At 71.3% G+C, this 20,031-nt stretch carries 22 protein-coding genes; 13 read left to right on the forward strand and 9 right to left on the reverse strand.

The window, feature by feature from the left end:
- Window positions 1-30: 30 nt before the first annotated feature.
- Both trmB and EER34_RS01050 read right to left on the reverse strand, forming a co-directional pair.
- Window positions 31-696 (reverse strand): tRNA (guanosine(46)-N7)-methyltransferase TrmB, encoded by a 666-nt coding sequence (gene trmB / locus EER34_RS01045; RefSeq protein ID WP_240642218.1) that lies wholly within the window; start codon window positions 694-696, stop codon window positions 31-33.
- Window positions 697-873: 177 nt separating this feature from the next.
- The gene (locus EER34_RS01050; protein ID WP_127472733.1) at window positions 874-1,713 is read right to left on the reverse strand and encodes a DUF3097 family protein; all 840 of its coding nucleotides are present in this window, start codon (window positions 1,711-1,713) and stop codon (window positions 874-876) included.
- A 166-nt stretch (window positions 1,714-1,879) separates the two neighbouring features.
- On the opposite strand from EER34_RS01050, the gene EER34_RS17810 reads away from it, so the two are divergent.
- The 4 genes from EER34_RS17810 (at window position 1,880) to EER34_RS01070 (ending at window position 6,111) form a co-directional block, all read left to right on the forward strand.
- On the forward strand, window positions 1,880-3,883 hold the full coding sequence (locus EER34_RS17810; protein ID WP_127472734.1) for a TPM domain-containing protein: 2,004 nt from the start codon (window positions 1,880-1,882) through the stop codon (window positions 3,881-3,883).
- Between the two features lie 77 nt (window positions 3,884-3,960).
- Entirely contained in the window at window positions 3,961-4,722 is a 762-nt protein-coding gene (locus tag EER34_RS01060) for a PspA/IM30 family protein (RefSeq protein ID WP_127472735.1), read from the forward strand.
- A gap of 112 nt (window positions 4,723-4,834) precedes the next feature.
- Complete coding sequence (locus EER34_RS01065) at window positions 4,835-5,656, forward strand: arginase family protein (RefSeq protein ID WP_127472736.1); 822 nt, start codon at window positions 4,835-4,837, stop codon at window positions 5,654-5,656.
- Window positions 5,653-6,111: a Fe-S oxidoreductase gene (locus EER34_RS01070; RefSeq protein ID WP_205791305.1), complete on the forward strand. Its 459-nt coding sequence runs from the start codon at window positions 5,653-5,655 to the stop codon at window positions 6,109-6,111. Before EER34_RS01065 ends, EER34_RS01070 begins: the two co-directional genes overlap by 4 nt.
- Before the next feature lie 10 nt (window positions 6,112-6,121).
- Here the strand turns inward: EER34_RS01070 and EER34_RS01075 are convergent, their stop codons facing one another.
- The 5 genes from EER34_RS01075 to EER34_RS01095 all read right to left on the reverse strand — a co-directional run bounded on the left by EER34_RS01075 (window position 6,122) and on the right by EER34_RS01095 (window position 9,200).
- Window positions 6,122-6,679: a hypothetical protein gene (locus EER34_RS01075; RefSeq protein ID WP_127472737.1), complete on the reverse strand. Its 558-nt coding sequence runs from the start codon at window positions 6,677-6,679 to the stop codon at window positions 6,122-6,124.
- A 62-nt stretch (window positions 6,680-6,741) separates the two neighbouring features.
- Window positions 6,742-7,203 (reverse strand): SIP domain-containing protein, encoded by a 462-nt coding sequence (locus EER34_RS01080; protein WP_127472738.1) that lies wholly within the window; start codon window positions 7,201-7,203, stop codon window positions 6,742-6,744.
- A 55-nt stretch (window positions 7,204-7,258) separates the two neighbouring features.
- On the reverse strand, window positions 7,259-7,987 hold the full coding sequence (locus EER34_RS01085) for a tyrosine-protein phosphatase (RefSeq protein ID WP_127472739.1): 729 nt from the start codon (window positions 7,985-7,987) through the stop codon (window positions 7,259-7,261).
- Window positions 7,984-8,493, reverse strand: a complete 510-nt coding sequence (locus tag EER34_RS01090) for a carboxymuconolactone decarboxylase family protein (RefSeq protein ID WP_127472740.1) — start codon at window positions 8,491-8,493, stop codon at window positions 7,984-7,986. Before EER34_RS01090 ends, EER34_RS01085 begins: the two co-directional genes overlap by 4 nt.
- 38 nt (window positions 8,494-8,531) lie before the next feature.
- On the reverse strand, window positions 8,532-9,200 hold the full coding sequence (locus EER34_RS01095; protein WP_127472741.1) for a DNA alkylation repair protein: 669 nt from the start codon (window positions 9,198-9,200) through the stop codon (window positions 8,532-8,534).
- A 94-nt stretch (window positions 9,201-9,294) separates the two neighbouring features.
- Here EER34_RS01095 and EER34_RS01100 point away from each other — a divergent pair, with 94 nt between their 5' ends.
- The 8 genes from EER34_RS01100 to EER34_RS01135 all read left to right on the forward strand — a co-directional run bounded on the left by EER34_RS01100 (window position 9,295) and on the right by EER34_RS01135 (window position 17,016).
- Window positions 9,295-10,251 (forward strand): alpha/beta fold hydrolase, encoded by a 957-nt coding sequence (locus EER34_RS01100; RefSeq protein WP_240642058.1) that lies wholly within the window; start codon window positions 9,295-9,297, stop codon window positions 10,249-10,251.
- A gap of 140 nt (window positions 10,252-10,391) precedes the next feature.
- Window positions 10,392-11,903: an ABC transporter substrate-binding protein gene (locus EER34_RS01105; RefSeq protein WP_127472743.1), complete on the forward strand. Its 1,512-nt coding sequence runs from the start codon at window positions 10,392-10,394 to the stop codon at window positions 11,901-11,903.
- Window positions 11,900-12,850 (forward strand): ABC transporter permease, encoded by a 951-nt coding sequence (locus tag EER34_RS01110; protein WP_127472744.1) that lies wholly within the window; start codon window positions 11,900-11,902, stop codon window positions 12,848-12,850. The genes EER34_RS01105 and EER34_RS01110 overlap by 4 nt, the downstream gene beginning before the upstream one ends.
- Window positions 12,847-13,884 carry an ABC transporter permease gene (locus EER34_RS01115; RefSeq protein ID WP_240642060.1) on the forward strand — a complete coding sequence of 346 codons (1,038 nt, stop codon included), beginning with the start codon at window positions 12,847-12,849 and terminating at the stop codon, window positions 13,882-13,884. Before EER34_RS01110 ends, EER34_RS01115 begins: the two co-directional genes overlap by 4 nt.
- Complete coding sequence (locus EER34_RS01120; protein WP_127472745.1) at window positions 13,881-14,669, forward strand: ATP-binding cassette domain-containing protein; 789 nt, start codon at window positions 13,881-13,883, stop codon at window positions 14,667-14,669. Before EER34_RS01115 ends, EER34_RS01120 begins: the two co-directional genes overlap by 4 nt.
- A complete protein-coding gene (locus EER34_RS01125; protein WP_127472746.1) occupies window positions 14,666-15,466 on the forward strand; it encodes an ABC transporter ATP-binding protein in 801 nt (266 codons plus the stop codon). The genes EER34_RS01120 and EER34_RS01125 overlap by 4 nt, the downstream gene beginning before the upstream one ends.
- 34 nt (window positions 15,467-15,500) lie before the next feature.
- Entirely contained in the window at window positions 15,501-16,577 is a 1,077-nt protein-coding gene (locus tag EER34_RS01130; RefSeq protein ID WP_127472747.1) for a M4 family metallopeptidase, read from the forward strand.
- Entirely contained in the window at window positions 16,549-17,016 is a 468-nt protein-coding gene (locus tag EER34_RS01135; protein WP_240642061.1) for a protealysin inhibitor emfourin, read from the forward strand. Before EER34_RS01130 ends, EER34_RS01135 begins: the two co-directional genes overlap by 29 nt.
- A gap of 11 nt (window positions 17,017-17,027) precedes the next feature.
- On the opposite strand, the gene EER34_RS01140 is transcribed toward EER34_RS01135, so the two are convergent.
- Window positions 17,028-17,642 carry a GNAT family N-acetyltransferase gene (locus EER34_RS01140; protein ID WP_127472748.1) on the reverse strand — a complete coding sequence of 205 codons (615 nt, stop codon included), beginning with the start codon at window positions 17,640-17,642 and terminating at the stop codon, window positions 17,028-17,030.
- A gap of 9 nt (window positions 17,643-17,651) precedes the next feature.
- The gene (locus tag EER34_RS01145) at window positions 17,652-18,350 is read right to left on the reverse strand and encodes a uracil-DNA glycosylase (RefSeq protein ID WP_127474225.1); all 699 of its coding nucleotides are present in this window, start codon (window positions 18,348-18,350) and stop codon (window positions 17,652-17,654) included.
- A gap of 112 nt (window positions 18,351-18,462) precedes the next feature.
- On the opposite strand from EER34_RS01145, the gene EER34_RS01150 reads away from it, so the two are divergent.
- A complete protein-coding gene (locus tag EER34_RS01150) occupies window positions 18,463-19,992 on the forward strand; it encodes an MFS transporter (protein WP_127472749.1) in 1,530 nt (509 codons plus the stop codon).
- Window positions 19,993-20,031 lie beyond the last annotated feature (39 nt).

Genomic DNA, 20,031 nt, shown 5'->3' on the forward strand with positions numbered 1-20,031 from the left:
CGGGCGGCGCCGCCGGCTCGTGCGGCTGGGTCACGGGCGCGGCCTCCGCCGGTAGGCGAGGTCGCGGATATCACGGCCCACGCGGGCGCCCTTGCGCTCGAAGGCGGTCAGTACGCGCCCGTCGAACCGCTCGGCCCAGTCCCCCTCGAACTCAGGGGCGAAGTCGGGCGCGGCGCCGAGCACGGCGCGCATCTGGAGGGCGTAGTCCTCCCAGTCCGTGGCGAGACGCAGCATCCCGTCGTCCGTCAGCGCACGTGCGGCGAGTCCGGCGAACGACGAGGTGACCAGGCGGCGCTTGGTGTGCTTCTTCTTGTGCCACGGGTCGGGGAAGAACACCCAGAGCTCGGAGACGGATGCCTCGGGCAGCAGGTGCTCGAGCACCTCGGGAGCGTTCGCCTCGACCAGGCGCAGGTTGCGCACCCCCGCCTTGTCGGCATCGAGCATCGTGCGGGCGAGGCCGGCACGGAACACCTCGATCGCGAGGAAGTCGGTCTCGGGGCGGGATGCCGCGGCATGCACGATCGCGTGCCCCTGCCCCGATCCGATCTCGACCACGAGCGGCGCCGCGCGCCCCCACACCTCGCCGGGGTCGATCGCCGAGCCGGGACGGATGCTCGTCGCGGCGAGGTCGCGCGGCGACTCGATCACGTACTGCGAGGCGAGCTCGGACCAGGCACGGTCCTGGGCATCCGACATGCGGCCGCTCCGGCGTACGAACGACACCGGCCGCTCGCGAAAAGTACTGGGCGGGGTCTGTGCGGGGGGAACGGAGTCGGACACCCCTCCAGGCTAGCGAGCGCCGTCACGACGTGACCGACCTGGCTGTACGGCAGCGGCGGGCTCCCGGATGCATCGGGGACGACGGCGGCCCGGTCAGTCCTGCGTGACGAAGTCGATCAGCTCCTCGACGCGGCCGAGGAAGGCGGGCTCGAGGTCGCGATAGCTGCGCACAGAGCCGAGGATGCGCTGCCACGCACGGGCGATGTCGGCCTGGTCGCGCGCGGGCCAGCCGAGGGCGCGGCACACGCCGACCTTGAACTCGATGCCCCGCGGCACGACAGGCCAATTCTCGATCCCCATCGCACGGGGCGTCACGCACTGCCAGACGTCGATCCAGGGGTGACCGACGATGCGGATGTGCGCTCCGTGCGGCCCGCGCTCGATCGCCTGGGCGATGCGGGACTCCTTCGAGTTCGGCACGAGGTGATCCACGAGCACGCCGTACCGGCGCTGCGCAGACGGCGGCTCCTCGCCGAGTGCCGCGTCGAGCAGATCGATCCCCTGGAGGTACTCGACGACCACGCCTTCGGCGCGCAGATCGTCGCCCCACACCTTCTCGACGAGCTCGGCGTCGTGGCGTCCCTCGACGAAGATGCGGCTCGCCCGTGCCACGCGGGCCCGGGCGTCCGCCGCCGCGAACGACCCGGAGGCCGTGCGCCGATGCTGCGGCTTGGCGGGCGCCACGACGGGCGCGACGAGCACGACGTCGACCCCTTCGACGAGGAAGCCGGGGCCGAGCGGGAACAGCCGGCGCCGTGCGCGGCGATCCTCGAGCTCGACCATGCCCGAGGCGACCCCGACGACGGCTCCGCAGAATCCGTCGGCGGCGACCTCCACGACGAGGTCGCGGGATGCCTCGACCCGCGCCAGCTGCTTCGCGGCGCGTGCGCGCCATCCATCGGCCAGCACGTCGGTGCCGTAGCGATCGTCCATGTGTCCTCCGAGTCGCACAGGCTACCTCCCAGGGCGCGGCAGGCCGCGGAGCGACCCGCGCCGCGGCCGACACCGCGTGCCGTCGGGCGCCCGGGCTAGCCCGTCATGCCCGAGCCTGCATAGACTCGCGTAGGGGGCTGGATTCCGCGTCCCGGAGGGGGAATCGATGCGTGCGCGATGGGCGGCGGCGCTCACGGCCACTCTCGTGGTCGCCATGACGGCGATCGGCGCGGGCGCGTGGGCCACAGACCCGGTGCAGCTGGGTTCGGCGTACGTCCTCGACCAGACAGGGGCGCTCGGGAGCGACGAGCTCGCCGCCGCCGAGGCGGAGCTGACCGACCTCTCCTCCTCCACCGAAGCCGACCTCTACGTCGTCTTCGTCGACGCGTTCACCGACCCGTCCGACAGTGAGCAGTGGGCCACGATCGTCGCCCAGGAGAACGGCCTCGGCCCGTCGCAGTACCTCCTGGCCGTCTCCACCGAAGGTCGCCAGTACTACCTCTCCGCCGACTCCGACGGCCCGCTGAGCGAGCAGGAGGTCAGGGCGGCCGAGGCCGCCGCACAGCCGTTCCTCCGCGAGGGCGACTACGCCGGGGCGATCACCGCGACGGCGGACTCGATGCGCTCCGCCCTCGGCGCGGGCGGCGGAGCGGGCGCGGGCGGGTTCACGGGCATCATCTGGGTCATCGTCATCGCAGCCGTGGTCGTACTCGTGATCTGGCTCGTCCTGCGCAGCCGCAGGAAGAAGTCCGGCCAGGTCGCGGGCGGTGCCGGCGTGCCCGCCGTCGAGCAGCTGCCGATCGAGGAGCTCGAACGGCGTGCGGCATCCGCCCTCGTGCAGACCGACGACGCAATCAAGACCAGCGCTCAGGAGCTCGGGTTCGCCAGGGCCCAGTTCGGCGACGCCGCCACGACGGAGTTCGAGCAGGCCCTCGCGACCGCGAAGACGAACCTCGACGAGGCCTTCACCCTGAAGCAGCAGCTCGACGACGCGACCCCGGATTCGGACCAGGACGTCCGCGGCTGGAACACGCGCATCGTCGCGCTGTGCGAGCAGGCCAATGCGCTTCTCGATGAGAAGGCCGAGGCGTTCGACGAGCTCCGCAAGCTGGAGCAGAACGCGCCTGAGGCGCTCGCGCGGATCCAGGACCAGCACGCCAGGGCCGCGGCATCCCTCGACGGCGCCGCCGCCCGCCTGCAGACCCTCCGCTCGTCGTATGCCGCCGAGGCGCTCGCGACCGTCGCCGACAACCCGGATCAGGCGCGCCAGCGCCTCGCTTTCGCCGACGAGCAGCTCGCGGCCGCGCAGGCGTCGATCGGCGCCGGCAAGGGCGGCGAGGCCGCCGTCGGCATCCGTGCCGCCGAGGAGGCGGTCGGCCAGGCGGTGCTGCTCGAAGACGCGATCGGCAAGCTGGCCGACGACCTCGCCGAGGGCGAGCGCAGCGCGGCCGCCCTCGTCGCCGAGCTCGAGCAGGACGTCGTCACGGCCCAGGCCCTCCCCGACCCCGACGGTCGTGTGGCAGCGGCGATCACGGCCACCGCTCAGCAGATCGACGCCGCGAAGGCCAACCTGGCGAGCTCGGCCAAGCGGCCGCTCGTCACACTTCAGAGCCTCGAGGCGGCGAACCGGCAGATCGATGCGCTCGTGCAGGGCATCCGGGATGCCGAGGCCCAGACGCAGCGCGCGCGGCAGATGGTCGGGCAGCTGATCATGCAGGCGCAGGCGCAGGTCTCGACCGCCGAGGACTACATCACGGCCCGGCGCGGAGCGGTCGGCGCGGAGGCGCGCACGCGCCTGGCCGAAGCCGGGGCGGCGCTGGTGAGGGCCCAGCAGCTCCAAGCGGACGACCCGCAGCAGGCGATGCAGCACGCCCAGCGCGCCGACCAGCTCGCCGGCCAGGCGATCCAGCTCGCACAGGGCGACGTCGGCTCGTTCGAGGGCGGCGGCATGTTCGGCGGCGGTCAGCAGCAGGGCGGCGGTGGCGGCAACGTGCTCGGCGCCGTGCTCGGCGGCATCCTCATCAACTCCATGATGGGTGGTGGCGGCGGCCGATCGTCCGGCGGCGGAAGCCTCGGCGGCATGTTCGGCGGGGGTTCCTCCGGCGGCGTGCGCCCCGGCAGCTTCGGCGGGGGCGGCACACGCGCTCGTCGAGGAGGTGGTCGCTTCTGACCCCGTGCAGCGCCGTCCCGGCGACCCGGAACTTCACACGTCACTCCCGCAGTTCTGTCCGATAGGAAGGAAAACCGATGGCGAAGCAGTCCATCTTCGGTCGTATCTCGACCCTCATGAAGGCGAACATCAACGCACTCCTCGACTCTGCCGAGGACCCGCAGAAGATGCTCGACCAGTTGGTGCGCGACTTCACCAACAGCATCGCCGACGCGGAGGCGGCGGTCGCCGAGACAATCGGCAACCTGCGCCTCCTCGAGCGCGACCACCAGGAAGACGTCCAGGCGGCGGCGGAGTGGGGCAGCAAGGCTCTCGCGGCGAGCCGCAAGGCCGACGAGCTGCGCACCGCGGGCAGCACGGCCGACGCCGACAAGTTCGACAACCTCGCCAAGATCGCTCTCCAGCGTCAGATCAGCGAGGAGAACGAGGCCAAGGCGGTCGAACCGACGATCGCGTCGCAGACCGAGGTCGTCGCCAAGCTCAAGGACGGCCTGAACGGCATGAAGCAGAAGCTGGAGCAGCTGAAGTCCAAGCGCTCCGAGCTCCTCGCCCGCGCCAAGACGGCGGAAGCCCAGAACAAGGTGCACGACGCGGTCAAGTCGATCGACGTGCTCGACCCGACGAGCGAGCTCGGCCGGTTCGAAGACAAGGTCCGCCGCCAGGAGGCCCTCGCCGCCGGCAAGCAGGAGCTCGCGGCATCCAGCCTCGACGCACAGTTCGAGAGCCTCGAGGACGTCGGCGAGCTCACCGAGGTCGAGGCGCGCCTCGCCGCGCTGAAGACGGGCTCCGCCCCGGCGCAGGCGGCCATCGACGCGCCGAGCGCGCCGTACACGCCGTAGTCCGCAGCGAACGAGGGGCGTCGTTCCGCCAGGGACGGCGCCCCTCGTCGTGTTCGCCGACGGCGTTCGCCGGCGCGTGCACACGCACCGCGTGCTGCGAGAGGATGAGGGGATGACGCGCTACCTCGTTGTGCCGCAGTGGCAGGGAAGCCCGTCCTCGCGGGCCATGCAGCTCATCGACGGGGCGCAGGCGATCGCCGGAGATCTGCCGCGCTCGTCGACGACGATCCTCGATGTGCCCATGGAGGCCGGCGAGGCCCTGGGCACCGGCATCCATCGCCTCAGCGCCCTCCAGCGGATCCGCGAGCAGATCGCAGCGGCCCTCGACTCGCACGACGACGTCGTGCTGACGGTCGGGGGCGACTGCGGCGTCGCGCTCGAGCCGATCGCTCATGCCGCGCGCCGGGTGCCATCCCTCGCCGTGGTGTGGATGGACGCCCATCCCGACCTGAACACTCCGGACTCGTCGCCGTCCGGAGCCTTCTCGGGAATGGTGCTGCGGGCGGTCCTCGGCGACGGCGCTCCCGGCCTCGCGCTCCCCCCGGGCGCCGTGTCCTCCGAGCGCACCTTCGTCGTCGGCGCCCGTTCGTACGACGAGGCCGAGCTCGCCGCCGTGGCCGACCTGGGCATCACGACGCTCGCCGTCGATGCGCTGCGCGATCCCGGTGCACTGGCGGCGGCGATCCGCGCGAGCGGAGCGGAGGGGCTCTACATCCACGTCGACGTCGACGTGCTCGACCCGGCGGAGGTGACCGGCAACGCCCATCCCGAGCCGTTCGGCGTGACCGTCGCCGAGCTCACCGCGGCGATCGCCGCCCTCCGTGCCGAGCTGCCTCTCGTGGGCGCCTCCCTGACGGGCTACTCCCCCGCGTCGGCGGCGACGGCGACCGACGACCTCGGCGCCATCCTGCGCGTGGTCGGGGCGCTCGCGTGAGCCCCATCCCCACGCCGCCCGCAGACTGGCGAAGGGTCGCCGACCGTGCTGTGGAGCGCGGCCGCCGATTCGACCGGGGCATCCCCTCGTTCCTGCTCGACTCGCCCGTCAGCCGCGTCGGCTACTGGTACGGCACGACGGTGGGCTGGGTGTGGGGGTCGATCTGGAGCACGGGGCGCATCGAGAAGCGCGAAGGACTGTGGGTCTTCCGGGGGCTGCCGAAGTGGGCGTTCGCCCGCGGCGGTGTCTGCGTCGGCGGATGCTTCCTCACGGGCGACGGTCGCGTCACCACCCATCTCCTGCGGCACGAGGCGGTGCACAAGCGCCAGTGGGAGCGGTACGGCTTCCTGATGCCCTTCCTCTACCTCTTCGCCGGGCGCAACCCCCTGCGCAACCGCTTCGAGATCGAGGCCGGCCTCGAGGACGGCAACTACGTTCCCCGAGGCGCGGTCTGACGGAGTCGGATCACGTGGCGGAGGCCTGAACGCCCCGCCCCACGCGCAGGACCTGGCGTCCGAGCGCGATCACCACCGCGAGCGGGAAGACGATCCAGAAGAGGTTCGGCAGGACCGCCACCATCAGGAAGCCGACGAGGTCGCCGCGCTCGAGCGACTGGCGGGTCATCTCGAGACCGCTCGACGCCTCGACGAGGAAATAGATGACGGTCTTCCAGAACGTCGCGACGGTGACGAGGAGTCCCACGACGACACCAGACCACTTCTTCGCATGCAGCAGCGCCCACACGATCACGATGACCTCGACGAGGTTCGCCCAGCTCTGCGCGCTGCCGAACGCGTCGAACTGCGCGTAGCGATGGTCGAACGAGCCGTAGAAGACGTGCCCCGGCCAGAGTGCGGCGAGCGGTCCGCCGTCGTGGGACAGCGGACCGAGAAGCACGTAGCACGCATCATAGGTCTGGATCACGGCGGAGATCGTGAGCCAGACGATCACCCACGTGGGCATGCGCAGATCGCGCGGATTCACGGAGCCTGAGGCGAGGACGGGGGCTGCGGTCTCGGTCATGCGCACGACTGTAGCGAGCGCACCGGTCGCGGCCGGGGAACGGCGCGGGCGCCGTCCGCGTGTCAGTGCGCGGTCGCCAGTCCGTACTGCTCGGGGGCGTGGATCTGGCCGGCGGCGATGCCCATGCCGATGAGGTGGTCGACGATGTCGGCCGTGCCGAGGTAGCCGCCCAGCAGATGGATGCGGGTCTCATCGTCCTCGGCGCACAGCATCTCGTTCGACCACGCGGTCACGGCGCGCGAGAGCGCCTCACCCGCCGCGCAGCCGCGGCTCGTGCCCGGGGCGCCGCTGCGCTGGGAGCGGTCGAGCCAGGTCAGCACCATGCGGCTCGGAACCGAGATGTCGGCCTGCCACGAGGCATCCGGGATCTCGATGAACACCCGGCCCGTCGAGCAGATCGGGAGCGTCGCCAGCACAGCCTCGAGCTCGGCGAACGAGGACTCGTCGGCCGTGATCAGATGCTGCACGCGCGTGTGCCGGGAAGAACGGCAGGCCGCGGCGCTGTGCTCGGTGGAGTGGCTCATGACATCTCCACTATACCGCGCGTGAAGGGTTGCCTAACCTCACTGCCTTTCTGCGTCACGCATCGCGCAGCAGGATCCGCCGCAGTTCAGAGATCTCATCGTCGGCGAGGCCGTGCGCGCGCAGGTAGTCCGCAGCAGAGCCGTAGCGCTCGGCGACGCCGTCGAGCAGCGCGCGCATGACCGGCGCCGGGGAGCGCGTCGCGAGATCCTCCAGGTGCACCGCCTCCGGATGCATCGACCGCAGGATCTCGACCACCCGGCGGTTGCGCCGCTCGGGCAGCAGGCCCTCGGTGCGCGCGTAGTCCGCGACCACGGCCTCGAGGTCGACCCCGGCCGCGGCGAGAGTGAGCGCGACGGTCACCCCCGTGCGGTCCTTCCCCACCGTGCAGTGGACGAGCACCGGCTGGTCGGCGACGATGCCGCGCACCACCTCGACCACTCCCGCCGCCGAGTCCTCGACGAGGCGGCGGTACATCTCGTCGAGACTGATGTCGTCGGCGAAGAACGACTCCACCGACCCGAGGAACAGAGGAACGCGCTGCGTGACGATCCCGAGCCCGTCGACACGGCTCGGTGCGTGCGCGACCTCTTCGTCGGCGCGCAGGTCGATGATGCGACGCAGGCGCAGCCCGCCGAGTGCGGTCGTACCGCGCTCGTCGAGCTGGGCCAGATTGCCCGAGCGGTAGAGCACGCCGTGACGCGTCACCGTCGGGCCCGCGGGCAGCCCGCCGACGTCCCGCAGGTTCACCGCCCCCGGGACGACGAGATCGTCGGGGTCGGTCACCACGCGGCGCCTGAGGCGGCGTCCCGGTCCTCACCGACGAGGTCGTCGCGCGGCGGAACGCTGTAGCGTCCCGCGATGGCCACCCGGTTGAAGGCGTTGATCGACACCAGGATCCAGCTGAGCGCGACATACTCCTTCTCGCTCAGCACCGTTCCCACGCTGTTGTAGACGTCGTCGGGGACGCCTTCCTCGTGGATGTAGACGAACGCCTCGGCGAGCTCGAGGCCCGCCCGCTCGCGCTCGGAGAAGACCCCCGACTCTCGCCACACCGGCAGCTGCGCCACGATGTCGGCCGTGATGCCCGCCTTGACGGCCCGCTCCACGTGCACCCGCACGCAGTACGCGCAGCCGTTCAGCTGCGACGTGTGGATCTGGACGAGCTCCTTCAGCCGGTCGTCGATGCCGCTCTCGCCGGCGATCGCGCCGACGGACTTCGAGAACGCGGCGAGCGCCTGGTACGCGGGAGGGGCCGAACGCGAGAGGTGGACACGGCGCTCTTCGGTCATGCCGCCAGCCTACCCACGGCCCTCGGGAGCGGGCGCGGTCAGCCTTCCCTGCGCCGCACGATCTCGGCGATCCAGATCGGCGCGAAGGGCGAGGTGCATCCGGGTGGCGTCGGGTAGTCCGCGAGCACCTGGAGCTCCTCCCCGATCCGCACCGCGCGGGGGCGGAGGGCCGCGTCGTGGATGCCGATCTGGGCGAGGGTCTCGTTCATCGCCCACTGGAGGCGACCGGGGGCGTCCTTCATGTCACGCTCGATCAGGTCGAGGAGGCGGTCGAGGTCGAGCCCGTCCGGGCTCTTGACCACGCGCTCGGTGGTCAGCGACCATGCCGCCGCCGCCACGGTCGGGTCGGCGTCGTCGAACCACCGCAGACGCAGCTCCTCGGCGAGCGGCGTCTTCTTGGCGACGTAGTTCACGAACCAGTCGTTCACCTTCGGCACCCGCGTCTCGCGCAGCATCCGGTCCAGCTCGTCGGCGTCGAATTCGCGGGGGCGGCAGATCAGCAGTGCGAGCAGCCGAGCGGACGTCTCGCCCGTCGCCCAGAGCTCTCGGGCCAGAGGCTGATCGGCCTTGATCCGCTTCGCCAGCGCGCGCATCCGGCTGAGGTTGATGCCGTGGTCGTCGCCGCGCGCCTCGTTGGCCGCGCGCATCCTGGGGTCTTCGAGAGCGGCCAGGTCGGCGAGCGCCTCGTCGAGCGTGGTGTCGGGCATGCAGTCCTCCGCGGACATTCTATGGAGCGCCGCGCGACGACTCCCTCCCGCTGCGCGGCCGCACGGGCCCTCCCCGGTGGGAGAGAATGTCGGGGTGAGCGACGCCATCGACGAGTTCTCCTTCCTCCCCGAGCAGGCCGCCGACGCGGGCATCGACCGTCCCGTCCCCCGCGGCGAGCGCCTGTCGCTCAGGCTGGCCGACGGCCGGACGCTGAGCGCCCTGCGCTATACCCCCGAAGGGTCGCCGGATGCCTCGCCCGTCGTCACCTTCCTGCACGGCGCCGGCCTCAACGCCCACACGTGGGACACCACGATCCTCGGGCTCGGGCTCCCGGCCCTCGCCATCGACCTCCCCGGTCACGGCGACTCGTCGTGGCGCGACGACTTCGCGTACGTCGCGCGAGTGCTCGCGCCCGACGTCGCCGCCGGGATGGATGCCTGGACCGACGTGCCGCAGGTGCTCGTGGGCCAGTCGCTCGGCGGCCTCACCGCGGCGGCGGTCGCGGCATCCCGGCCCGATCTCGTGCGCGAGCTCGTCGTCATCGACATCACCCCCGGCGTCGATCCGAACGCGGGCCCCACCCAGATCCGCGACTTCTTCGCCGGACCCACCGACTGGGCCTCGCGCGACGAGCTCGTCGACCGCGCCCTCGCGTTCGGACTCGGCGGCGGCACGCGCCGCAAGGCCGAGCGAGGCGTGTTCTTCAACTCGCGCGTGCGCCCCGACGGACGCGTCGAGTGGAAGCACCACTTCGCCCACCTCGCCGCCGCGACGGCTGCAGCCGGGCCCGACGCCGTGGCCGCCGCGGAGCCGTCCGACGCGGTCTCCGCCGTGCTCGGCGAGTCCGGCTGGGAGGATCTCGCTGCCGTCGCCGCCCCGACGACGCTGATCCGCGGCGCGCGCGGCTACGTGACCGAGGCGGATGCCGCGCAGTTCGCCGAACGCGTGCCCGAGGCATCCGTCCTCGTCGTTCCCGCCGGTCACAACGTGCAGGAGGACATCCCGAAGGACCTCGGCGCGCTGGTGCGCGAGCTCGCCGGGAACGATTAACGCTTGTGTTGCGTTCCGGGTAGCGGGTTCCTCACCGACCCCACCCGCTGAATAGGCTTGTCTCCCGCACCGTCACGCCCGACCCGAAGGCACCGCTGCCGGTCCCGCGCACTCGCGGATCCCCCTCCGAAAGGACCTCAATGCTTCGTCGCACCGCCCTCGCCGCGACCGCGCTCCTCGCCGCAGGAGCCCTCCTGCTCAGCGCCTGCAGCTCCGGCGCAGACCAGGCGCCGACCACCAGCGCGGCGCCCGATCCCGATGCGTCGGTCGCGATCCGGCTCGTGCTCGAACCCGAGAACCTCGACATCCGCCAGACCGCCGGCGCAGCCCTCGACCAGATCCTCGTCGACAACGTCTATCAGGGGCTCGTCGCCCGCACTCCCGAGCAGGAGATCGTGCCCTCTCTCGCGAGCGACTGGACGGTCTCGCCCGACGGGCTGACGTACACCTTCACGCTCCGTGAGGGCGTGACGTTCCACGACGGCCAGGCCCTCACCCCCCAGGACGTCGTGTGGTCGCTCGAGACCCGGCGCGCCACCCCGGCATGGAGCGACTCGGCCCGGCTCGCGAACGTGACGTCCGTCACGGCCGAGGGACAGGAGATCACCCTGACGCTGGCCGCGCCCGACTCCAGCCTGCTGTGGAATCTCACGGGGCGCGCCGGCATCATCCTCAAGGAGGGCGACACCGTCGACTACAGCACCGCCGCGAACGGCACCGGCCCGTTCACGCTCGACGACTGGCGTCAGGGCGCCAGCATCACGTACCTCCGCAACGACGCGTACTGGGGCGAGCCTGCGCAGGTCGCCGAGGTCGTCTTCGACTACATCCCCGACAACCAGGCGGCCCTCAACGCCGCGCTCGCGGGCGAGGTCGACGTCCTCACCGGGTTCGACGCGAACCTGAAGGAACAGATCGAGGCGGACGGCGACTTCGCCCTCGTCCTCGGCCAGTCGACCGACAAGGGCACCCTCGCGTTCAACCAGAGCGCCGGCAGCCCGCTCGCCGACCAGCGGGTGCGCCAGGCGATCCGCCAGGCGATCGACCACGACGCGTTCGTCGAGGCGCTCGCCTCGGGCGAGACGCAGTACGGCCCGATCCCGTCGCTCGACCCCGGATACGAGGACCTCGCCGACGTCGCACCGTACGACCCGGAGGCGGCACGCGCGCTCCTCGAGGAGGCCGGAGTCGAGGACCTCACCCTGACGCTCAAGATCCCGAACTTCTACTCCACGACGATCCCGCAGATCCTCGTGTCGAACCTCAACGAGGTCGGAATCACCCTCGAGGTCGACTCGGTGGACTTCTCCACCTGGCTCAACGACGTGTACGTCAACCGGGACTACGACCTGAGCTTCGTCCTCCACACCGAGGCGCGTGACTTCGAGAACTGGGCGAACCCCGACTACTACTTCACCTACGACAACCCCGAGGTGCAGGAGCTGTACGCCGAGTCGCTCGCCGCGACGGACGAGGGCGAGGCCGCGCAGCTCCTGGCGGATGCCGCGCGCATCGTGTCGGAGGACGCCGCGGGCGACTGGCTGTACACCGGGGCGTCCGTCGTCGCGGTCGGCGATAACATCACCGGTATGCCCTCGATCAACGTGAACGAGCGCCTGAATCTCGCCGAGCTGGCCAAGAGCAACGGGTGATCAGATACACGCTGACGCGTCTGGCCCTGCTCCTGCTCGGCTTGCTCGTCGCCAGCGTGCTGATCTTCCTCTCGCTGCGGGTGCTGCCCGGCGACGTCGCACAGCTCATCGCGGGCACCAACAGCACGCCCGAGCAGATCGCCGCGATCCGGGAGCGCCTGGGCCTCGACCAGCCGCTCCCGGCGCAGTACCTCGAGTGGATCGGAGGGGTGCTCCGCGGTGAGCTGGGCACATCCCTGCTGACCGGGTCGACGGTCGCGAGCGAGCTCGCCGAGAAGGCGCAGGTCACCGTGCCGCTCGGCGTCATGGCGCTGACGATCGCGGTGGTCTTCAGCGTGCCGCTCGGGGTGCTGTCGGCGATGCGACGCGGCCGTGCGGACGGCACCGCGCTGAGCGTCGGAGCCCAGACTCTCGCGGCCGTGCCCGTCGTCTGGGCGGGAATGATGCTCGTCGTGGTGTTCGCCGTCTGGCTCGGCTGGCTGCCCGCACAGGGCTTCCCGCGTGCGGGCTGGCAGGATCCGTGGGCCGCCTTCCGCGCGCTGATCCTGCCGGCCCTCACGATCGGCATCGTCGAGGGGGCGATGCTCATGCGATTCGTCCGCAGCGCCACGCTGCAGGCCGTCGGGCAGGACCACGTCCGCACCGGCGCGGCCAAGGGCCTCACCCGCAACGCTGCGCTCATCCGCCACGGTCTGCCCGACGTGGGGCTGTCGGTGATCACGGTGCTCGGCCTGCAGGTCGCCGGCATCATCGTCGGCGCGGTCATCATCGAGCAGCTGTTCACCCTCCCCGGGATCGGTCGGATGCTCGTCGCCGACGTGAGCGCGCGCGACCTTCCGAAGGTGCAGGGCGAGCTGCTCGTGCTCACCGGGTTCGTCCTCGTCGTCGGCTTCGTCGTCGACCTCGTCCACCGCGTGATCGATCCGCGGCAGAGGGAGGCGGCATGACCGGCTCGTCACAGCCCTCGGCACCCACCCCCGACAGGCGCGTCCCGAACTCTCCCGCTTCGGGTCCGTCAGACCGAGCCGAATCGGGACATCAGGCGGACGGATCGGGACATGCGGAGGGGCCGGGTGCCGGAGCGGCCGCCCGTCCGTCGCGCTGGGCCTGGCTCGGCCGGCTGTGGCGACTGTCCACCGGCCGCTTCGGCCTCATCGTCGTCGCAGTCGTCGTCCTCACCGCGATCGTCGCCCGGTTCTGGACGCCGTTCGACCCGCAGCAGGTCGACATATCCGATCGCTGGGCACCTCCCGGATGGCCGCACCTGCTGGGCACGGATGCGACGGGCCGCGACATCCTGAGCCTGCTCATGGCCGGGGCCCGCACCACGATCTGGGTCGCCGTCGGGGCAGGGGTGATCGCGACGCTCGTGGGCATCGCGCTCGCGGCGCTGGGCGCCCTGACCGTGCGATGGGTGCGGGAGTCGGTGGCCGTGTTCGTCGACATCCTCATCGCCTTCCCCGTGCTCATCATCGCCATGATGATCTCGGCTGTGTGGGGCGGCTCGCTCTGGGTCGTGATCTGGGCCGTCGGCATCGGATTCGGCGTCAACATCGCGCGGGTCACTCGGCCGGAGCTGCGCCGCGTGCTCCACAGCGACTTCGTGCTCGCCGGGCGCGCCTCGGGACTGACCCCGTCGCAGAACCTCGCGCGGCACCTCCTCCCCAACGTCGCACCGGTGTTCATCGTGCAGCTGTCGTGGGGCATGGCGGTCGCCGTCCTCGCCGAGGCCGGCCTGTCCTACCTCGGCTTCGGGGCCCCCGTGACCGAGCCGTCGTGGGGACTGCTGCTGGCCGAGCTGCAGCAGTTCATCACGGTGCATCCGCTCTCGGTGGTCTGGCCGGGACTCGCGATCACGGTGACCGTGCTCGGCCTCAACCTCCTCGGAGACGGCCTGCGCGAGGCGACCGACCCGACGCTGAGCCACGCGCGAGGTGCCGCCCGTGTGGCGCGCACGCACGTGCCGGAGGTGGTGGCGTGAGCCTTGACGTGCGCGATCTCACGATCGACATCGGCGACCGCCGGGTCGTCGACGGCGTGAGCTTCTCGGTCCCCGATGGCGCCCGCGTCGGCCTGATCGGCGAGTCCGGCTCGGGCAAGTCGCTCACCGCGCTGGCGATCCTCGGCCTTCTCCCCGACGGCGCGACCGCGCGCGGGAGCATCGTCTGGAACGGGCGCGAGCTGATCGGCCTCCCCGACCGTGAGCTCGCGCAGCTGCGGGGCGACGAGATCGGGATCGTCTTCCAGGAGCCGCGGACCGCTCTCAATCCGATCCGCACGGTGGGCAGGCAGATCGCCGAGTCGATCCGCATCCACGAGAAGGCGTCGAAGCGGGATGCCGCGGCCCGCGCGGTGGCGGAGGCATCCCGCGTGGCCCTCCCCGACCCCGAGCGCATCGTGTCGCGGTACCCGCACCAGCTGTCCGGCGGCCAGCGCCAGCGCGTGGCGATCGCGATGGCTCTCGCCTGCCGCCCGCGACTGCTCATCGCAGACGAGCCGACGACGGCGCTCGACGTGACGATCCAGGCCGAGATCCTCGAACTGCTGCTCTCGCTCGTGGAGGACGACGGCATGTCGCTCGTCTTCATCACCCACGACCTCGCGGTGCTGTCGCAGATCGCCACGCACGGGGTCGTTCTCGAAGACGGGCGCGTGGTCGAGGAGGCTCCGGTGTCGCGGCTGCTGACGGCCCCGTCCTCGCCCGTCACCCAGGGACTCCTGCGCGACGCCACGGCCACCCTGTGGCGACCGGGGGGCACCTCATGAGCGAGTTCCTCGTCAGCGGCCGCGGACTCACGCGACGCTATCCCGCGCCGAAGTCCACGCTCTTCGGACCACGGGTGTTCACCACCGGCCTGGAGGACGCCGACATCGACGTGCGCGCGGGCTCGGCGGTCGGGATCATCGGAGAGTCCGGCTCGGGCAAGTCGACGCTGGTGCGGCTGCTCCTCGCCCTCGACGCGCCCACCGAGGGGACGGTCGAATTCGACGGTCGCCCCGTCGACGCCTCGGCCGGCGCCCGTTCTCTGCACTGGCTGCGCCGCCGAACGGGCATCGTGTTCCAGGACCCGTACGCCTCTCTCGATCCGCGCATGAGCATCGGCCGCATCGTCGGAGAACCGCTCTGGGCGCTCGGGATCGAGGGCGACCGCAGGGCGCGGGTGCGCGAGGTGCTCGAGGACGTCGGGCTCGAAGCCGGCATGGCGAACCGGTTCCCGCACGAGTTCTCGGGCGGCCAGCGGCAGCGGATCGCGCTCGCGCGGGCCATCGTCCACCGCCCCGAGCTGCTCGTCGGCGACGAGCCGCTGTCGGCGCTCGACGTGACCGTGCGCGCTCAGATCCTCGAGCTGCTCGCCGGTCTGCGCGCCCGGGACGGGCTGACGCTCGTCCTGGTGTCGCACGACATCGGGGTGGTCCAGAACCTGTGCGACGAGGTCGTCGTGATGAAGGACGGGCGCATCGTCGAGGAGGGACCGACCGAGAAGGTGCTGCTGCAGCCGCAGGTCGCCTACACCCGTCGACTCCTCGCCTCTATCCCCGTGATCGAGCCCGGCATCGCCTGACCGGCGCGTCGGCGGCCGCCGCTAGCCTCGGACCATGGCTCACGCGATCGTCCCCCCGTACCTGCTCGCCCGCATCGCCGCTGTGCAGGAGCCCACGTGGGCGCGGGCAGCGGAGGCGGCGCGATCCACGCTGGCGGCGCCTCGCGAATACCGGCCCGTGCGCTCCCGCCTGCGCCTGTCGATCGAAGACGACGGCACCCTCGTCGCCGAGACCACCCCGGCGCCCGATCGCGAGATCTCCGACGCGCAGCATCGCGAGGTCCTCCCCGGCGTGCGCGTGCGCGGCGAGGACGACCCCGCGAGCGGCGACGACTCGGTCGACGAGGCCTTCGACGGGCTGGGCGCGACCTTCGACTTCCTGTGGGACGCCTTCGGCCGCAACAGCCTCGACGGCGCGGGAGGCACGCTGCTGTCGACGGTCCACTACGGCCAGGATTACGACAATGCGTTCTGGAACGGCGAGCGCATGGTGTTCGGCGACGGCGACGGCGAGGTGTTCTCGGGCTTCACCGGCTCCCTGACCGTGATCGCCCACGAGCTCGCCCATGGTGTGATCGAAGACGAGGGCGGCCTGCTGTACCGCGGCCAGTCCGGCGCTCTCAACGAGTCGATCGCGGATGTCTTCGGGTCCCTCGCCGAACAGCACCGTCTCGGGCAGACCGCCGACGAGGCGTCCTGGCTCATCGGCGAGGGGATCTTCACCGACGCCGTCGAGGGCACGGCGCTGCGCTCGCTCGCCGCCCCCGGAACGGCGTACGACGACGATGTGCTCGGAAAGGACCCGCAGCCCGCGCACATGGACGGCTACGTCGTGACCCGCGACGACAACGGCGGAGTCCACATCAACTCCGGCATCCCGAACCACGCGTTCTACCTCACGGCGACGGCACTCGGCGGGCGGGCGTGGGAGCGCGCCGGACTCATCTGGTACCGCACGATCACATCGGGCACCCTTCCGTCGACGGCCGACTTCTCCACCTTCGCGAACGCCACCCTGTCGGCCGCCGCTGCGGAGTACGGTGAGGAGTCGGAGGAGGTCGCCGCCGTCCGGGCAGGCTGGGCAGGCGTCGGCGTGATCGACGATGGACGAGCCGCACAGCCCGCTGCGTGACCAGACGCGAGCCGACGTCCGCGGCGACGCGGGCGACCTGCCGGCCGAGGTCGACGGCGGCACGGACGCCGACGTGCCCGACCGCGCCGAAGAGTCTCTCGCAGCCATCCCCGTCGAAGTCGCTGTGAAGCGCAGCGGCGGGTTCGCCGGGCTCACCCGGCACTGGCAGGCCGACCCGCCTCCGGCGGAGGCATCCCAGTGGATCGAGCTGATCTCCAACTGCCCGTGGGATGCCGCACCCGCGGTGCCGCCCGACGGCGAGGTCCCGGCAGGAGACGACCCGCACCCTCCGCGCGGCGCCGATCGGTTCACGTGGTGGATCCGCGCCCGGTGCGGCGAAGAACCCGAGCGCGAGACGGAGCTCCCCGACGACGAGGTCGTGGGCGCGTGGCGCGAGCTCGTCGACGCCGTGCGCGCGTGGGGCCGGCCCGACGACTGAACAGCTCGGGCTCAGCGCCCGAACAGCCCTCTCTTCTTCTTCACCGGCTTGAGCTCCTTCTGCATGTAGATCGTGCCGAGCCAGCGGCCGAACTTGAACCCGACACGTCCCATGCGGCCGACCTCGACGAAGCCGAGCTTCTCGTGCAGAGCGACCGAGCCTTCGGCCCCCTTGTCGCTGATCACCGCGACCATCTGGCGGATGCCCTTCTCCTCGCACGCGGCGATGAGCGCGACCAGGAGCGCCTTTCCGAGGCCCTTGCCGGTCGCGGCCTGCCCGAGATAGATCGAGTTCTCGACCGAGTACCGATAGGCCGACTTGCTCGACATCGGCTGCACGAGGGCGTATCCGAGGATCTGCCCCGTCGGCGACTCGGCGACGATGAACGGCAGGTCGAGCTTGTCAAGGAACGCGAGCTTGTCGCGCCACTGCGCGACGGACCACTTCTTCTCGTCGAACGTCACGACGGAGTTGGTCACGTAGTAGTTGTAGATCTCGCGGATGTCGGCGATGTCGCGCTCGGCGACCGGGCGGATCTCGTACGAGAACGGCCGTTCCGGCTCGGGCCTGCGGCGAAGATGCAGCGGCGGACGCCGCCGATCCCGGTCGTATTCCTCCTCGAGCATTCCGCCAGCCTACGCCTCGGCCGGAAGGGCCCATTCGACCGCTCCGGCCCCGAGCTGCGCGAGGAGTTCATTGGCGCGGGAGAAGGGCCGAGAGCCGAAGAAGCCCCGGCTGGCGGACAGTGGCGACGGATGCGCCGACTCGATGATCGGCGTCCCGCCGAGGAGCGGGCGCAGGTTTGCGGCATCCCTCCCCCACAGGATCGCGACGAGCGGACCGTCGCGCTCGACCAGCGTGCGGATCGCGTGCTCGGTCACCTTCTCCCAGCCCCAGCCGCGGTGGGATGCCGGCTGACCCGGCGTGACCGTGAGCACGCGGTTGAGCAGCATCACGCCCTGGTCGCTCCACGCGGACAGGTCGCCGTGGGCGGCACGCGGGATGCCGAGGTCGGCCTCGAGCTCCTGGTAGATGTTGGAGAGGCTCCGCGGGAGGGGCTTGACGTGCCGGTCGACGGCGAACGACAGCCCGATCGGATGCCCCGGCGTCGGGTAGGGGTCCTGACCGACGATGAGGACCCGCACGTCGGACAGCGGGCGCTGGAAGGCCCGAAGCACGCGGTCACCCGCCGGCAGGTACGCGCGGCCCGCGGCGACCTCTCCGCGCAGTCGCTCGCCGAGCGCGGCGATGTCGGGGGCGACGGGTTCGAGGGCCGTCGCCCAGCCGGGATCGACGAGCCCGGCCTCGGCGAGCTGCGTCAGCGTCATCGCCATGCGGCGGCTCGGGATCGGAGCGGTCGGGGCGTCATCCACACCCCTCCAGAGTAGGACGCGGCCGCGGTCGCCTGCGCGCCGACTTCGCCCCGCGCCGCGACGGATGAAAGCGATGAGCGAAGAGCGCGTGGAGGGTAGTCTCGCCCTCGTGTCTCTCGCCTCCTCCGCCGCCGATCGACTTCGCGGCTCCGCGCTCGGCATCACCGCCGGCCTGATCGGCTGGTTCGTGCTCGTCGAGGTCACCAGCGGCATCCTCCAGGGCTACTACGTGCCGCTGTTCAGCGACATCGTCGACCAGCTCGGCATCCACGATGCCGATGTGAACTGGTTCGAGGCGGCGCAGCTGCTGCTGTCGGCGCTCGTCGTGCCGGTGCTCGCCAAGCTCGGCGACATGTACGGGCACAAGAGGATCCTGCTCATCGCGGCGATCCTCACCGCCGGTGCGAGCTGGTGGCTGGCGTTCGCGGGCGACTTCTGGAGCTTCCTGATCGCGTGGGCTCTGCAGGGCTTCTACGTCGTGTGGCTGCCGCTCGAGATCGCGCTCATCTTCGAGCGCGGCCGACGTCAGAACCGCGGCGTCTCGATGACCCGCCGGGCGGCCGGCCTGCTCGTCGTCGGCCTCGAGGCGGGCGCGATCATCGGCGCTCTGGCAGCCGGTCGGATCTTCGCCGCGACCGGCGGCGACCTCACACTCACCCTGCTCGTCCCCGCGATCGTGGTGACGCTGATCTGCCTCGTGATCTGGCTCGGCGTGCCCGAGTCCGAGCCCGTGAAGGGGCGCCGACTCGACACGTGGGGGTTCGTGATCCTCGCGTTCGGCCTCCTGCTCGTCACGAGCGCCCTCACCTTCCTCCGCCTCAACGGCGCCGGTTTCGCCGGCGTGTGGATCCTCCTCGTCCTCGGCGTCGCGGCCTTCATCGGATTCGTGCTGTTCGAGCTGCGGCAGCCCGACCCCGCGGTCGACATCCGCGTGCTCCGCCGACCCGAGATGTGGCCGGTCCAGGCGACGGCGTTCCTCATCGGCATCAGCCTGCTGGGCGCGCAGGGACCGCTGTCGACGTATGCCGGCACCGACTCCTCGCTGGGCTACGGCCTCGGGCTCGACGCGACCGGCAGATCCAACGTCATCGGCGTCTACCTCGTCTCGCTCATCGTGGGCGCGATCGTGTTCGCCGTCACCTCTCGCCGTGCCAACCCCCGTCTCATCCTCATCGTCGCGTCGGCGCTGGTCGGCATCGGGTATCTGCTGTTCATCCCGTTCCATGTCGAGCTCTGGCAGGTGCTGCTCAACCTCTCGATCGCCGGCATCGGCTCCGGCGCGCTGGTCGGCGCCCTTCCCGCGGCCGCGGCCGCCGCCGCACCCCACGGGCAGACCGGCATCGCGTCGGCGCTCACGAACACGACGAAGACGATCGGCGGCACGTTCGCGTCGGCGATATTCGGCGTGGTGCTCGCCGCGGGCGCAGGGATCGCCGCGAGCGAGACGGCTGCCTCGCTCGGCGGGTACATGGCGGTCTGGTCGATCTGCGCGGCGGGCGGGTTCCTCGCCGCAGTCCTGCTGCTCTTCGTTCCGAAGGTCGCCTTCGCCGACACCCTGCCCGAAGAGGTCGAGGCGGTCGCCGGAGAGGCGCAGATCATCTGAGCGCGGACGATCGATCGCTGCGCGGAGGAACGGCCGCCG

Source organism: Microbacterium sulfonylureivorans, assembly GCF_003999995.1.
In the GTDB taxonomy this organism is placed as follows: Bacteria; Actinomycetota; Actinomycetes; order Actinomycetales; family Microbacteriaceae; genus Microbacterium; species Microbacterium sulfonylureivorans.